Below are 14,682 nucleotides of genomic sequence, written 5' to 3' on the forward strand. Positions count from 1 at the left end.
CCTGCCGCACCTCCTTCCGCGGCAGGCTTTTTCGTCTTGGGGACTGGCTGATGAGAACCCGGGATCGAGCTGCTGTCCTTGCCCTTTTTTCGCTGTTGAGCGACGAAAAGGTGATCTTAGCCGCACCGGCCGTCTGAACGGTAGACCGAGGCGAGCAGGGTCTCTGCAATTTCCAAGATCGACGTAGTCAACCGGCGATCGGATCCTTGTTGAGGAAACGCTCCAGATCCTCGATGCTTTTCATGACAGCCTCGAAATCAGGCGGTGTCGCAAAGATCATCGCCGACATTCTGTCGTAGTCGGTCGCCAGTTTCTTGCGCATATCGGCGGTCGGCAACAGCCGGAAACTGCCGGGTACTGCCCGATCATAGCGATGGTCCGGTGCACGGAACATCAGTTCCTTGTGCTGCCGGCACGCTTCGGCAAGATCGAGCATGGATGCCGTCGCCTTTCCGTAGTCTGGATGCGTCCAGATCTGATGAACATCGTAATAGTGGCGCGAGTATCGATTGAGGTCGGGGACCTTTCTTTCCGCATTCTGGTCCGCGTTTCGTTTCTCGGTCATTTCCGTCATGGCATGAAGGATGAGGACCTTTTCCCAGAACGTCCGCTCGGGCTTGACGGTCATCACATTGGAGATCGTGAGATCCGAACTGGCCGGCATTTCGGATGCTATGTAGGGGACGATTTCTCGCCTTTCGGCTGGCACCGGATCCGGGCGTGCGCCGCCTTCGATGCGCACCGCCGCCTCGACGTAGCCGCCGCTGGTATCAAAGACGCTTCTGTATCCCAGCACCAAAATGTCGAGCGCTTCCTTCTTCCGGTAGGGATCGTACCCGAAGCCGAGCGAAAAATGTCCCGTTTGTCCGATCTCTTCTTCGACCACAGCGATTTCCTCCTCAAGCAAACGCTTGAGTGGCCCGGAGATATAATGCCGTGCTGCCTCGTCCACCTGCTCGGCCAGAGCCTTCTGTTGTTGATTGACAGAGGGGAGAGCGGCGATATCGGTCTCAAGCGGAACTTTCAGGTCCCCCTTGTAAATGCCAATGTCGATGTCCTCGGAAAAACGCTGGATCAGGCTGTAGGCCTTGCTGAGGCTGGTCCCGCCCTTAAAATAGAGGCCAATGGCATCGTCCCTCCGTCGGTTGAACAGGAAGTCAGCACCCAGCAGACGTAGAGATCCTTCTCGATATTCTCGGCCCGCGTTTCCAGATCGGACGCCGCGGTGGAGAATAGTGCTCTCCGCTCGTCAGCGCTTGAGCGAAGGATTTCAATGAAGCTCTGGCGCATGTTCAGCCTTCCCATCCGGACCTGTTGGAGTGTCTTCATCCACCGGAGCCCGCGGGTCGCGTGTTATCGTTTCTATCGCCTGGTACATCCAGGCAGGGATGGCGTTGATGTTTTCGCGCAGATCCTCGACAATCGGTTGCCTGTGGGGGCTTCGTGCCAGGTAACGGACGATACCATCGACAACCGTCTCCAGATTGGTTCGCTCATCGCGAAACCAGTGGAGGGCCTGGATCACCCGCATCGCCGGCCTGCCTGCCCAGAAAGCGGTCTTTGCCGAAATGCGCTTGAAGTCCAGGAGATAGATGACTGGTCTCACGGCATGCGTATTACCGGCATTGGCCTCGATCTCGATGGTTCGAGGATACGTATCCGCATAGATCGTGGACCGGGCCGGAACAGCCGTCGTCAGGCCAAGATCGTTGGCAGCTGTCATGCCGTCTACGCACACACGCAGCTTGTCGCGCCGTGCAATCGCATCGATAAACGAGGCGCGCGGCGGAAACACCATCTTGCCTGTCAACTGGCTGATGCCGGGCTTGTCATAGAGACCACGATGAGGTCGGCGGATGTCGCCGCGGTTGGTCAGCCTCTGCAGCGCCTTTTCGACGGCGTTCGGTGTTGCGATGTCCAGAAAATCGGCACGCGACCAAACGCCCGAAGGTGCTTTGCCGGCGATCCTTTGGTGAATGCGTTTGAGAGTGTCCGATGTGGGATCCGGCATAGCTGTCCTATCTTGTAACCGAAGATTATATACAAATTTTGGTCACTTGCAATCGACACACTCACGCTGACCATATTTTATATCTAAATATTGGTCAGTATTTGATGTCCATGGCTGGTTCGAAATCAAAACTGAAATCAACGAATCGAGTGCAACATAACGGATGTGTTGTTCGCGATCGTTGCGCATGGCAAGAATGAGGCCCCCACAGCCCGGGATAACGCCCTGCCGGGCCTCGCACGCGAGTCTTTTCCCTTCTGAATTTCACCCTTCACGCTTTCGATGACGACGAAGGTCTGACACCATCGAGCGTTGCTGCACAGTTGCCCTTTAGAAAGGCACAAGCAGCAACCGTCCAAGGCGAGCGGGCTGTGTCACAGACGACCCTTGATTGTACGGGGCTCAGACGCGAAATCGCATGGCATCCACGAAAGCCGAGAACGCTGGCGATTTTTGTTTTCTGCTGGGATAAAACAAGTGGTATCCCTCGTATATCGGACACCATTCAGACAAGCATTCGACAAGCCGCCCGTCAGATATGTAGCCGGCTGCTAGCTCCTGTGGCACCCAGATCAGCCCGATACCATCCACGGCCGCTTGGAGGGCGGCGCCCGACGTCGAGAACCTTGCTTGGCCCTCAACCCGAAGGTTGATGTCGCGACCTTCCGGTGACTTGAATTCCCAGCGCAGAAATCCCCCCGAACCCGCCAGACGAAGATTGATGCAATTGTGGTCTCGTAGTTCCTGCGGTGACTTTGGGAGAGTGCACTTCTCGAAATAGTCTGGTGATCCCACCACGCAAAATCTCCAATCAGGGCCGATCCTCGTGGCAACCATGTCTTTCTCAAGCGCTTCGCCAATTCGCACACCTGCGTCGAACCTCTCCGCGACGATATCGACCAATGCGTAGTTCATATCTAGCTCGACTTTGATTTCTGGGTACTGTCGTAAAAACGGGCCCAGCTTCGAGCGGAACACCGTTTCAATGACAGTGTCGGTGCAGGTGATGCGGATAGAGCCAGCGGGCTTGTCCCGCAACGAACCGATCTCGTCCAGTTCGAAAGCGATCTGTTCGAACAGAGGACCCACTTGCCTTTGCAGCCGTTCCCCAGCCTCGGTCGGCGCGACCGTGCGCGTCGTTCGCGAGAGCAGGCGTACCCCTAGCCGGTCTTCAAGTCCCTTTATTGTATGGCTAAGCGCAGAGGGCGTCACGCCCAGCTCAGCGGCAGCCTTCGTGAAGCTGCGCTCACGGGCAACGGCAAGGAAAGCGGTCATTTCATTGATGTGGTCGCGGGGCATTATTCATGAGCTTATTTCACAGAAGCATCAAGCTTACACGCTATAATTACAAGCGGCAATGGATGCTAGTTTTCAGCTGACTTTGCGCGCCGGCTCATCCGTGCGCCCACATCAGATGCGTTTATGACCATTCTCGACACGTCACCGGATATCGAGCGGGACCAGGCATCTGCTTGGTCTGCCGTTATCTGTATGTCTCTGCTCTGCTTTGTACTTGTTTCTTCCGAATTCATGCCGGTCAGTCTGTTGACCCCGCTTGCGGCGGACCTCGGCATTACTGAAGGACATGCAGGGCAAGCTATTTCTGTTTCCGGCTTTTTCGCTGTCGTCACTAGCCTGTTCGCAAACGCAGTTTTGTCTAAGATGGACCGTCGCAGCGCGGTGCTTCTCTATACGGCGGTGATGATCGCATCAGGCATTATTGTCACCTTCGCACCGAACTACGCCGTGTTCATGCTGGGGCGGGCTCTGATTGGCGTTGCGGTCGGCGGTTTCTGGTCGCTCTCGGCAGCTATTATTGTCCGGGTCGTCGCTCCCGCCGATGTGCCGAAAGCGATCGCGATGCTCCAAGGTGGCACCGCCTTCGCTTTGGTTATCGCAGCTCCGATGGGAAGTTTTCTTGGTAGCTTTATCGGATGGCGAGGAGCGTTCTTTACGGTTGTGCCATTGGGTTTGATCGGACTTGCGTGGCAGATGGCGGTAATCCCTCGGTTGCCGGCTGAACGCGAAGTCTCCGTCGGCAAGATTTTTGGTCTTCTGCGCAGCCGTTCATTCGCCATTGGCATGGCGGCAACCACGCTTGCTTTCATGGGGCAGTTCTCTCTATCGACGTACCTGCGGCCCTTTTTAGAAACGGTCACAGGCCACGACGTCGGCTCGCTGTCAATGTTCCTTCTGGCGCTTGGTGTCGCTGGTCTCATCGGAACACTTGTCATCGGATTTGTGCTCCGGTCTCATCTATTGCTTGCGATCATCGGCTTACCGCTTGGTCTCATGGCGATTGCCCTTCTGCTGATCGTTGCCGGAGCTTCGCCAATCGTAACGGCGGTGTTGCTGATCGCTTGGGGACTGCTTTCCACTCCGATCCCGGTATCGTGGAATACGTGGATGACGCGGGTGATCCCGGACGATCTCGAGGCCGGCGGCGCTTTGCAAGTCGCGCTCATTCAGGTCGGGATCACGGCGGGTGCGTTTTCGGGCGGCATCCTCTTCGACGCCTATGGCTGGACCAGTCCGTTCGCACTGGCATCAATTTTACTAGCCGGATCAGCAGCACTCGCGGCCCTGGTCGGTAGGAAAACCCTCTAACTTACCTCACTGGCATCGTGAAGATGCTCAACACGATAGGAGCAACTATGAAAATCGATAAAAACGGAACGCAGTCTTCCGTCAAGGGACCGACACCGCAGGTGCCCGAACCGCCCGCTGTAGGACCTTGATGACCTCATGCCCGCCTAGACCAAGATAGGTGACAGCCTTGCTGGCGATCGGCAGAAGAGTTGGATTTTCTGGCATAGCTTCTTTCCTTTCAATTAGGCAACGCAGTGATAAGGCGAACGCTTAGCTCATGCGCGCGAGCCGGAGCGTTTATGGCTCCTGGGATAGATCACTCCGTCATTCAGGAGGGTACCTTTTCAACATTGGGCATAGACACCTCCACTTTGTTTGGTAGTAATTATTACCACCAAACAAATAGCGCGGCAACTTCCCCGTTACAGCGCACGTCTATCGGCTCGCGTGAGCGTCACTGGGGCAATCCATCGGATGGAGTCGGAATAGGTTCACATCCGCTCAAGACCGTAAACGGAGAAAGCTGATCAATTCATGAAGCGGAGGATTGGGCGGATCTCCAGGTCAGCTATTGTGGTCTGCCGCTGTGTGACGACCTATCGATACTTTCAGTGAAACTGATCGAATGCGGCTTGAAAAAGCTTTTGCTCACACCGTCGGTTTTCATTCTTTTGGATGAGGGCCTTCGGTCGCTCAAGGATCCGGCACATTAGGCCTAAAGGCGTAATGATCGGCAAGGGATTGGGCACAAAGTCCCACCCTGGAACTTGTTGGACAGCTTCTCCATTTGTTGGGCGAGGAACACCTCGGTCAAAAAGGAGAAAGCAGATGAATAAGAAGCGAGCCGTAGTTTTTGCCACAGCAATGTTCGTGGCAGGTGGTGCATTGGCGCAGCAGTCCACGGTGAACGGCGCTGCCGGCGGCGCGGTGACGGGAGCAATTGTCGGCGGTCCGGTTGGTGCAGCTGTTGGCGGGGTTGTCGGCGCAATCGCGGGAACCGCTATTGACCCACCGCCGGAACGTGTTGTGACTTACGTTCGTGAGGCTCCCATGCCCACTGATTCCGTCGTTGTACAGGAAAAGGTGGTCGTTGGTGAACCGCTTCCGTCGACCGTCGTCGTCCAGCAGGTTCCGGAAAATCCGAAGTATTCCTACGCCATCGTGAACAAGCAGCGAGTCATCGTCGAGCCTTCAAGCCGCAAGGTGATCCAGGTGATCAATTAACCGGTGGGTTTGGCAAAGATGGTGTGGTGGATAGTCTCTGCCACACCAATCTTCTTATGGGAGATGGAAGATGAAGTCGCTTGTTGCAGGCATCCTCGTCATTATGGGCGGAATGGTGGTGGTGCTCATAGGCCTTAACGATCCCGTTCAGCGGCCACGCGTCGGCTTCATTTCCGAGGCCCCCGTGAGCGGTTCAAACGTTTCTTCCGGATTAATCCGCTGACAGTCTTATGTAGGTCTCCCTATACGCGGATCTTGGAACTTGGAACGGGCCGGTGAAGTCAGCTCTAGATTTCGTGAACTCCCTTAATCTCGCCAAGCAGTTTTTTCTGGCAGGAGGTGTAGTCACCGCAATTGCCACGATCATTATCGGGCTTCATGTCACAGAGCAGATCGCACAGACGGTTACGCGGAATGCTGCCGCTACCACTGCCCTATATGTCGACAGTATTATCGCGCCAGTTCTACCGGATCTGACCCGCGAGACGAAGCTGGATGAGTCCATAGAGCGGACGCTCGACGAAACCCTGGGCCAGGGTGCTCTCGGAAAGCGGCTGGTCTCGTTTCGCCTGTGGCGCAAGGACGGCATGATATTATATTCGAACGACAAGAATCTTATGGGCCGTGTCGTACCTCGTGGCGAAAATCGAAATCGAGCCTTTAATGGCGAACTTGTGGCGAAATTCGACGAGGTGGATGATCCTGAAAGCGATAGAGAACGAGCGGTTGGTGAGCCTCTGCTTGAGATATACAATCCGATCCTTCAGCCCTGGTCGGGCCAGGTTGTTGCCGTAACAGAGTTTTACGAAAGGGCGGGAGAGCTCGAGCGCAGCCTGACACGGGCGCGTTTTAGAAGCTGGGCCGTGACCATCACTGTAACGTCCGGTTTTTTCTTGATCCTCTCGGCAATCGTCCTGCGTGGAAGCCGGACAATAGAACGTCAGCTGCAGGAAAACCTCGATCTTACCCTCCGCGTCAAGAAAGGCTCTCAGCGAGCGGTCGCGCTCAACGAGAGATTTCTCAGAAGGGTGGGTGCGGACCTGCACGACGGGCCCGCACAGCTGATGGCCTACGCTGCCCTGCGCATGGATAGCGAACAGATCCTCAGCGACGACAGCAATAGAGCCACCCGCGAGGAAGAGGTTGCGACAATCAAGGAAAGCCTGGACGAAGCTATACGTGATATCCGCATCATCTGCCGTGGCTTGATCTTACCCCAAATCGAGACCTTGTCAGTCAGCGAAGCGGCCCGCCGAGCAGTCGAGCATTACCAATTACGTACAGGCGCATCGGTAGATAGTGCGATTGAGCCCTTGAATGACGAGATACCAGTGGCGGTTAAAATCTGCGCCTATAGGTTCATCCAGGAAGGACTCAATAACGGCTGGCGGCATGCCGATGCCAAAGGGCAGCGGGTCGAAGTGAAACTTCTCGGCAGCGAGATTACAGTCATCGTGCAAGATACTGGCCAAGGCTTCAAAGAAGAAAACGTGTCTTTGCTCGGTCTAGGCCTCGCAGGGCTGCGTGAACGCATCGAAAGCCTTGGCGGCAAATTCGAAATAAATTCGTCTTTTGCCGGCACTACTCTAACTATGTTCCTCAATATCCGCGATCCGATAGTGTCATGACCGAGAAAATCCGCCTTGTGCTTGTCGACGATCATCCGATGTTTCGCGCGGGGGTCTACAAAAGTTTGGGAGATCTAGGCTTCGAAATCGTCGGAGAGGGGGGCTCGGCGAGCGATGCCGTGTCTTTAGCCACGACGCACTGTCCTGAGGCTGTTTTGCTCGATATATCGATGCCGGGAAATGGGCTTTCCGCGATCCAAACCATCCTCGCCAACGCTCCTGCTACGAAAGTGATAATATTGACTGCGTCAGAAGACGGGGACGACGTGCGTGCCGCGATGCAGTCGGGAGCTTGTGGATATGTTCTTAAAGGTATCGGGTCTCGCGATCTGGCAAGCGTGGTTCGGACGGTTGTACTTGGCGGAAGTTATGTTCCCCCCAACCTGAGCGCAAGACTGATTTCAGAACGCAAACCGCATCCAGCCGCGATGCAAGAACATGATGGGCTTAGTGCGCGCGAGCGTGAGGTCATGGATCTGATCGCGGTGGGGATGAGTAACAAGTTGGTTGCGAGAAAGCTCGGCCTTCACGAGAAAACGGTCAAGCACCACGCAACCCGCATCTTCGCGAAGCTTAGCGTCTCAAATCGAACCGAGGCCGCCCTACGCTGGCGCAGGTAGATCCCTTTTTCATTTGAGCAGAGATTGAATCCGAGCCCGGTCGTCAGATGTCGCAGGGCGGTCCACGATTGTGCGCCCCCGCCGATCAGTCATCGAGAAGCGCCGATTGGTGAGGCGTTCCAGGATCCCGTTTGCATAGCGAATTTCGACGGTGCCGCCTTTGACGGAAACTGAGTAGCCGCCCGTGGCTTCGGTGACACCCGCAGAATTATTAAATCTGCCCTTGCTATTATTATCTCCTGCGGAATTTCTTCTTCCGAAGCCCTGGTCGCCGTTTCCACCGCCGTTTCCACCGCCGTTTCCACCGCCGTTTCCACCGCCGTTTCCACCGCCGTTTCCACCGCCGTTTCCACCGCCGTTTCCACCGCCGTTTCCACCGCCGTTTCCACCGCCGTTTCCACCGCCACCCTTCGCAAATGCCGGGCTAACGGTCGCAATAGTCTCCAGCGCGATGAGGCTGGCTGGTCGCGCAGCGGTATGCAAAAACGCCATTCCCGCTATGAGCGATCTGCGTGAAATCATCGGACATTCCATCTCAGACTACTTCCCGCTCGCTTGTTAATGATCTTGGGCGTGGTTCTTTTCCAGTTTTTACGACGAAAGTTTTTCGCCCGCTCCAACAATGTCGTTGCTCCCCGCTTCGACAGAGTAGTGCCTTGAGGATCAGTGTATGGTCGCGTTCGCGATCTCATGTTCCGATGGGATCGCTTGAATGGTGAACTCGCAGGCAAGTTCCACGGCTTTGACCATTGAGCAGCCCTCGGCGTCTTGAGGCGCATGCTCGAAGAATTCTAAGATTTCGGTGAGCTTCTGGGCTGCGGTAGCCCAGCGTCTTTGTGCTTGAGGATCGAGCATGCAGAAGCTGCGATCAACCTCACTTTTCAGCCCCGCAAAAAGCAACTGTCTTTGCTGATAGGTGAGACAGGTAAGGGCAGTTCGCTTTGCATTTCCCAGCTGCACTTCCGTTTCTCCCCTGTAGAACATCCGCATCCTAGCAAAGGTATCGGTGTTCGATAACCGACCAAGGTCTGAGCTAAAGTAGCTGATGTGCCCGTACCGCCTACGTAGCTATTTGGTCTTCGAATATGTCGCACTACCGACGTAATACGAGATCAGATCAGCTGTCGGGCGGCGAAAGGGGCGCCTCTTCAGGCGCCCCGCTGCTGAATTCAGATACCGCCTCGGCGATATCGAAGCCTTTCCTGTTCGACCTGCTGGGCGTCATAAGGATCGAGCGTTTCGTCGAACCTTGTCCAGCCTTGCCGTTCATACGAAACGCGACGTTCTGCAGGATCGACCCAGTTGGAGCGCTTGAGGATAGCTTCAGCTTCCGGCGCTAGAGCGTCCTCCACCTTGGCAGTCACGAGTGTGCCACCGCGCCGGACGCCTTCTGCATAGAAATGCGCATCGCGTTCCGGGACGCCGGAGCTCGTCAGCCCACCGATAATACCGCCGGCGGCCCCACCAGCAACTGCGCCGGCTGCAGCACCGGCCGCCGTTGCGACAAGCCACCCTGCTGCCACGACCGGGCCAACGCCTGGGATTGCCATCAGGCCGAGACCGGTGAGCAGGCCACCCGCGCCACCGACGACCGCGCCTATCCCTGCGCCGGTTCCTGCTCCTTCTGCGGCGTTTGAGTCGCCATGCCGCTGATCCGCGTTGTTTGAAACAATGCTTATGTCGTCGGACCGCACGCCTGCGGTTTCTAGCTCGCCAACCGCGGCGCTGGCATCGGCATAATCGTCAAAAAGTCCAGTGACAGTTCTCATCGGTAATCTCCCTTCGTTACTTGGCGACGACATTGCCCTGATAGTCGAGCGCGATCGAAACGCTCTTGCCGTCTTTCATTCCAGCAGCATTCCAGATGCCCTTGTCATCCTTTTTAAGATCCTTGACGCCGGTGTAGCCGGCCTCTTCGATCCGTTCCTTGGCTTGGTCTTCTGTAAAACTGTTGGCGCCTTCTACAGGAGCTGTCGGGTTCTTGGTGTCGGGCGTAGCGACAGCAGGTGTGTTCCCCTCGCTATTGGCTGCAGGCGCGGTCTGCGAGAATGCTGACAAAGCTGAAACGGAGACAAAGGCGGCGGTCAGAATAAGTCTATGCATGGTTTCCTCCTAGCTCGGATCTTCGTCGCGAGATCCGCTGGGTTATAATCCCTTGATGTTTACGATCGTTCCAGCATCGGACTTAAGGCCGACGCGGTAGGAAAGCCGCGGCCACGAAGCCGCTAAGTGCGTCTGGTGCTTGGCGGGTGACCGGTCTGCGCCCATACGACCGACTAGTGGCGTCTCACGGTTGCGGTAGCACAACGATGCTGTCGGTGGTGCTCTTCACCGGCTTTTCGCCTGGCACATGGGACATGCTGCGTGTCCTGCTCTGAAGTTCATCACCCTTCACGCGAGTCTTTGTCTGCGACTTGCTAAAGGTGCCCTTATCCATCGCCTGTGCTCTGGATTGCGCGCTCAACTGTCTCGGGTTTTCGTTCACCTTCGTCTGGCTTTTCGACTTGCCGTCCGCGGCGGCAGCACTAGAGGCTGAACCGATCGAGGCTGTCGTACCTCCGTCTGTCTGGCAGGCACCTGCTGTGCCAACTGTACTGGCGGAGGTTCCCCCTGCGGCGGCGCTGCCAGCAGAACCCACAGTGCCCGTGGCAATACAATCTTGTGCGAGTACCGGCGTGGAGAAGACCGAGGCGAGAAGGGCAATACCTGCCATCGTGATCATTTTAAGCATAATGATTTCTCCTCTATTTCGTAGGTTTCGTGACGTCGCAGGTCCCGTCGGAGCGGCGAGTGATGATGGTCCCGTCAGGACGGGTGACGCTCGCTGTCGAAAAAGACTGCGTACCAGCCGTGCCGGTCGTAATCGACGAACCCGCGCTTGAGGATGTCGAGCCATTGCGTGACTGTACTGTTGTCGTCGTGCCGCCGATCGTCGTCGAAGACGACACACCACCGCCACCAGCGGTAACTGACGTCGATGACCCATTTCCCGCCGAGCTGCCGCTTTCAATGACGCTACACGTAGTACCGTCGTTGAGCTTGATGGTTTCGTTGGCCAAAGCCGCACCGGCGATGATTATCGCGAAAATCAGCGGCAGGGCGAAGGCGCTCTTATGTGAGAATGATGCCGAGGTCATACCCGGTCCTCCTAAAGAGAGGAAGGAAGCGCTATCGCTTCCGCCCATAGATGATTAGCAGGAACTGCCGTCCTTTTTAGCTTGGCCAGGAGGGCATCCTTTTTTGCTTTTGCCATGATCGTCGCCGGCTGCCCCGGCCGAACTCCCGCCTGTACCGACCGAGCTTGAGGACTGGCCGCCGCCAGCCGAGGTGCCACCGGTTCCGAGCGTGGACGCCGAACCAGAACCACTACCTGATCCCGCAGCCGAACCACCGGTTCCGACAGAACTGCTCGACTGCCCGTCACCGGCAGACGTGCCACCGGTACCAAGCGTCGATGCGGAGCCCGAACCGCTGCCGGAGCCTGCGGCCGAACCGCCGGTGCCCACGGAGCTGCTGGAGGTGCCGCCGCCGGCAGAGCTGCCGCCGGTGCCAACGGAGCTGCTGGATGTTCCGCCACCCGCTGCAGTGCCCCCGGTACCGACCGTGCTGCTGGTCTGGGCATAAGCCGACAGGGCTGTGCCTGTGAGAAGTGCTGCGGCCAACGCCGCACGTACTGCGATATTCATGCTCATCTCCTTGGTTTTCCTCCAGCTTCTGACGCACATCGCGTTCTCGAAGCTACATGGGAAACATTAGATAGAGACTGTTGTTCCTACTGCGGGCCGTCAGTCGGACTGAAGGTGAGACCTTGGGCCCAGCTGTACTACCAATGTCCGAACTAGATCATGCTCCTGAAAATGGTGTAATTGGGAGTTCGACGGAGCCGTACTCTCAAGCATCGAATCAATGAATTTTGCCAATGTTAGATTCCGGCACCACGAGTCCTCCGGACGCCCAGGAAGTTCTGCAACGCGACGAATACCATCCGGAAGCTTTTTATCGGGTGGTGGGCCAGCTAGGGTATTTTAGAGGCTTTAGGAGACGAGGATTCGCTATCCTTTGAAAATCGCCGGACTAGAATTGCCCTGACCCTAGAGATTTTGGTATTTGATCAAGCGAGAGCGATCGGCTCGATGCTAGCGCAAAAGCGAGATTTGAGCCCGGAATACGGGAGACGAGTGACGGACTATATTCGGCGCTATAGCCACTTGTTCCCCCCGGAAAATATGACGGATGGGAGAAGTCACCGCGAGGTCGTCAACGAACCCGATCTCAGTTTGCACTCGCATCGCAAGTTTGCAGAGGTTGGTGGGATGTTTATATAGGTCCTCTGCAATCAGTGATCCACACCCTTGGTGATTGCTCGACGGCGAGGTTTGTATCTTGTCGGGGATACAGGCATGTGAAACATCAGCCTCACATGCCCTAGATTGCGTACTAATTAGCAGCGGTCGACATATCGGCGTCCGTATTGGTCGCGGTAGTAGCAGCGGCCAGGCTGCTCTGCGACCCTGCCGATCAAAGCGCCCGAGACACCGCCAATTGCGGCGCCGACGGCTGCGCCGCGGACGTTGCCGGTGGCGACGCCGCCGATGACAGCACCGGTTGCCGCTCCAACCCCCGCCCCTTGTTCGGTTGCCGTGCAGGCGGCGAGAGATGCCGCCATAAGGCTGATGATTACGATGCGTTTCATGGATATCCTCCCTGTTGATTCCACCACGCCTGTCCCAATCCTCGATTGGGAGGCAGTGCCGATGCCCTTGGCAATATGTTGCGGCAACGCTCAAGGTCCATTCCCTTTGGACCTTTGGCCCGAAAGCTCAACCTAACGGGCGGCACGGGGTGGCAAATGTCCCGCGGATGAATCGAAGCAATTCCAACGCGGCCTTTTCGGCAAAATGAGAGAAAAGCTAGACTTCAACAAAGCGACCGAGCTCGTCGAAACCTATCCTTCGCTTTCCAACCGGAACCTCGTAGATCGCTCCTGGGGCATGGCAGCGTGACGGTGGGACTGAAGTCCTAGTCTGGAACGAGCCGTGAGCGTTTCACGTTCGAGGGAAAGGAGAGGGGACCAGGAGCGACGTTATGCAGAACGACCTTTGGGAAGCCACTTATGAGATTAGCCTCGATTGCGGCGACCACTTTAAACGTGTCGGCAATAGCCGTGAAGCCTTGGAAGTCTTGATGACCCGCTGGCCCCAACCCGCCGGGAAGAATTTCAAGGTCGCAAAAAAAGCTTGCCTCGGGGCGCTTAGGGGCAAAGTCAGCGCTGTGGTCGCGGCCCAGGCTTTTCTGAATGCGGCAAAAGAAGTTGGGTTGCTAAGACCGTGAGCGACCATTCCGGAAACATGATGAAACACTGATGCAGGGCCAGCCGATATCGGACTTTTGGCCTAGGAACAAACCAGTCTCTATCGACATTTTTGGATAGCGAATTCAGAAGGTTGATATCCTATGCGCGAACTACTAACAGGTCTCGTTCTAGCTTCTTGTCTCCTGCCGATTGCAGCGGCTGGGGTGCGGGTGTCATCCTACCTGGCGGCACCTATTGCGCCGCATCGATTTGCGAATATTTATGGCGAGCCACTGTGGTCGCCCGAGGTACGGAGGGTTGATTCCAGCTTGCAGGCTTACGAGAGGCTTCCCGCTGTGTTGCCCGAGAATACGCTCGTGGCCGAAGCGAAGTCCGAGCAGCGCGCGACTGTGCCGCTAAGCCCCACGAACAAACCCGATGTGACCGGGGCCCAGGTTGCTTTCCTGTCCGAAACGCTATCCGCCAAGGCGCAGGAGTGGTGTGGTGCTCGGTACCGCTCATATAATGCAGCCGATAACACGTATCAGCCATATGGGGGTGGGCCGCGGCGCGCCTGTGCCGCTCCGATCGAGGCGGCCTCCGTCCCCGTTCGACAGGTCGGCGACCGAGGTGCGAGCGAGCCAGACGTCAATGAGCGGTGGTGCATGGAGCGATACACCTCATATCGGATAGAGGACAACACGTACCAGCCTTTTTCGGGCGGCAGGAAGGTGTGCTCCGGGCCGATATCGGAGTCGGCAAACAACTCGATCAGGAGTGCTGCGGACATTACTATTGCCCAGTTCTAAAGTCTCTCGGCTCGCTGGAACCGGGGATACACGACCTGGGGGCATCACGACGCGAGATAGTCCTCAACCGGGAATTCGTCAAATGCACACCAAACCGCTCTTGCCATACCCGTACGGGAGGCCGGTGGCGATCAGGCAGGCGTTGGATTCCGTTCCAAGTATTTGCGTGAGATGGCCGCAGCGAAAGGTTAAACAGGAAGTTCAACTTTGATGGCTGGTTCTTCCTGCATGATGCAAATCACATGACGGCCGCCCGTGCTTCGCGGACGAAGCCTGGTAAATAACTCGCAACCCTGACGCGTTCTACGCGCGGATGTCCTGAGCCGGCAGGACTCTCGACAGCTCCTCGAACCGAAGCGAACTACGATCATGTGTCTGAGGGGTAGCGTCGGCTTAACGACTTTGTTGTGACCGTGCTGGTATTCAGTGACCATGACCGAGATTTCGCCTGCTCACTTTAGACGCCACCGTTTCCCCGCCGAGATCATTGCCCATGCGGTCTGGCTCT

Annotated in this window: 18 protein-coding genes and 1 pseudogene; 7 read left to right on the top strand and 12 right to left on the bottom strand. The window is 56.6% G+C overall.

Annotation, left to right across the window (positions count from 1 at the left end; translation table 11 throughout):
• Positions 1-187: 187 nt before the first annotated feature.
• The 3 genes and pseudogenes from ACI3K0_RS26875 to ACI3K0_RS26885 form a co-directional block, all read right to left on the bottom strand.
• Positions 188-1,290: pseudogene (locus ACI3K0_RS26875) on the bottom strand (nucleotidyl transferase AbiEii/AbiGii toxin family protein).
• Entirely contained in the window at positions 1,271-2,011 is a 741-nt protein-coding gene (locus ACI3K0_RS26880; protein WP_404946604.1) for a DUF6088 family protein, read from the bottom strand. Before ACI3K0_RS26880 ends, ACI3K0_RS26875 begins: the two are co-directional and overlap by 20 nt.
• Before the next feature lie 402 nt (positions 2,012-2,413).
• Positions 2,414-3,310 (bottom strand): LysR family transcriptional regulator, encoded by an 897-nt coding sequence (locus ACI3K0_RS26885; RefSeq protein ID WP_404946605.1) that lies wholly within the window; start codon positions 3,308-3,310, stop codon positions 2,414-2,416.
• A gap of 123 nt (positions 3,311-3,433) precedes the next feature.
• Here ACI3K0_RS26885 and ACI3K0_RS26890 point away from each other — a divergent pair, with 123 nt between their 5' ends.
• Positions 3,434-4,618 (top strand): MFS transporter, encoded by a 1,185-nt coding sequence (locus ACI3K0_RS26890; protein WP_404946606.1) that lies wholly within the window; start codon positions 3,434-3,436, stop codon positions 4,616-4,618.
• Positions 4,619-4,699: 81 nt separating this feature from the next.
• On the opposite strand, the gene ACI3K0_RS26895 is transcribed toward ACI3K0_RS26890, so the two are convergent.
• The gene (locus ACI3K0_RS26895) at positions 4,700-4,825 is read right to left on the bottom strand and encodes a hypothetical protein (protein WP_404946607.1); all 126 of its coding nucleotides are present in this window, start codon (positions 4,823-4,825) and stop codon (positions 4,700-4,702) included.
• A gap of 603 nt (positions 4,826-5,428) precedes the next feature.
• Here ACI3K0_RS26895 and ACI3K0_RS26900 point away from each other — a divergent pair.
• The 4 genes from ACI3K0_RS26900 to ACI3K0_RS26915 all read left to right on the top strand — a co-directional run bounded on the left by ACI3K0_RS26900 (position 5,429) and on the right by ACI3K0_RS26915 (position 8,072).
• Positions 5,429-5,824, top strand: coding sequence for a DUF1236 domain-containing protein (locus ACI3K0_RS26900; protein ID WP_148148814.1), 396 nt, complete (start codon positions 5,429-5,431; stop codon positions 5,822-5,824).
• A 70-nt stretch (positions 5,825-5,894) separates the two neighbouring features.
• Positions 5,895-6,047 (top strand): hypothetical protein, encoded by a 153-nt coding sequence (locus ACI3K0_RS26905; RefSeq protein ID WP_206829578.1) that lies wholly within the window; start codon positions 5,895-5,897, stop codon positions 6,045-6,047.
• A gap of 52 nt (positions 6,048-6,099) precedes the next feature.
• Complete coding sequence (locus tag ACI3K0_RS26910) at positions 6,100-7,452, top strand: ATP-binding protein (RefSeq protein ID WP_206829579.1); 1,353 nt, start codon at positions 6,100-6,102, stop codon at positions 7,450-7,452.
• Entirely contained in the window at positions 7,449-8,072 is a 624-nt protein-coding gene (locus ACI3K0_RS26915) for a response regulator transcription factor (RefSeq protein WP_148148816.1), read from the top strand. Before ACI3K0_RS26910 ends, ACI3K0_RS26915 begins: the two co-directional genes overlap by 4 nt.
• Positions 8,073-8,161: 89 nt before the next feature.
• Here the strand turns inward: ACI3K0_RS26915 and ACI3K0_RS26920 are convergent, their stop codons facing one another.
• From ACI3K0_RS26920 to ACI3K0_RS26955, 8 genes are all read right to left on the bottom strand, one after another.
• Positions 8,162-8,461 (bottom strand): hypothetical protein, encoded by a 300-nt coding sequence (locus ACI3K0_RS26920; RefSeq protein ID WP_404946608.1) that lies wholly within the window; start codon positions 8,459-8,461, stop codon positions 8,162-8,164.
• Between the two features lie 274 nt (positions 8,462-8,735).
• A complete protein-coding gene (locus ACI3K0_RS26925) occupies positions 8,736-9,056 on the bottom strand; it encodes a hypothetical protein (protein WP_404946609.1) in 321 nt (106 codons plus the stop codon).
• Positions 9,057-9,241: 185 nt separating this feature from the next.
• On the bottom strand, positions 9,242-9,841 hold the full coding sequence (locus ACI3K0_RS26930) for a general stress protein (RefSeq protein WP_206829582.1): 600 nt from the start codon (positions 9,839-9,841) through the stop codon (positions 9,242-9,244).
• A 16-nt stretch (positions 9,842-9,857) separates the two neighbouring features.
• Positions 9,858-10,175: a PepSY domain-containing protein gene (locus ACI3K0_RS26935; RefSeq protein WP_148147075.1), complete on the bottom strand. Its 318-nt coding sequence runs from the start codon at positions 10,173-10,175 to the stop codon at positions 9,858-9,860.
• 184 nt (positions 10,176-10,359) lie between these two features.
• Positions 10,360-10,803, bottom strand: a complete 444-nt coding sequence (locus tag ACI3K0_RS26940) for a hypothetical protein (protein WP_404946610.1) — start codon at positions 10,801-10,803, stop codon at positions 10,360-10,362.
• A gap of 13 nt (positions 10,804-10,816) precedes the next feature.
• Positions 10,817-11,209 (bottom strand): hypothetical protein, encoded by a 393-nt coding sequence (locus ACI3K0_RS26945; RefSeq protein WP_404946611.1) that lies wholly within the window; start codon positions 11,207-11,209, stop codon positions 10,817-10,819.
• A 54-nt stretch (positions 11,210-11,263) separates the two neighbouring features.
• A complete protein-coding gene (locus tag ACI3K0_RS26950) occupies positions 11,264-11,758 on the bottom strand; it encodes a hypothetical protein (protein WP_404946612.1) in 495 nt (164 codons plus the stop codon).
• Between the two features lie 755 nt (positions 11,759-12,513).
• Positions 12,514-12,765 carry a glycine zipper domain-containing protein gene (locus ACI3K0_RS26955; RefSeq protein WP_148147079.1) on the bottom strand — a complete coding sequence of 84 codons (252 nt, stop codon included), beginning with the start codon at positions 12,763-12,765 and terminating at the stop codon, positions 12,514-12,516.
• Between the two features lie 392 nt (positions 12,766-13,157).
• Here ACI3K0_RS26955 and ACI3K0_RS26960 point away from each other — a divergent pair, with 392 nt between their 5' ends.
• Complete coding sequence (locus tag ACI3K0_RS26960) at positions 13,158-13,403, top strand: DUF982 domain-containing protein (protein ID WP_404946613.1); 246 nt, start codon at positions 13,158-13,160, stop codon at positions 13,401-13,403.
• A gap of 123 nt (positions 13,404-13,526) precedes the next feature.
• Entirely contained in the window at positions 13,527-14,174 is a 648-nt protein-coding gene (locus ACI3K0_RS26965; RefSeq protein ID WP_148147081.1) for a BA14K family protein, read from the top strand.
• Positions 14,175-14,682 lie beyond the last annotated feature (508 nt).

Origin of the sequence: Rhizobium sp. ZW T2_16 (assembly GCF_044987325.1) — a bacterium.
GTDB lineage: Bacteria > Pseudomonadota > Alphaproteobacteria > Rhizobiales > Rhizobiaceae > Neorhizobium > Neorhizobium cellulosilyticum.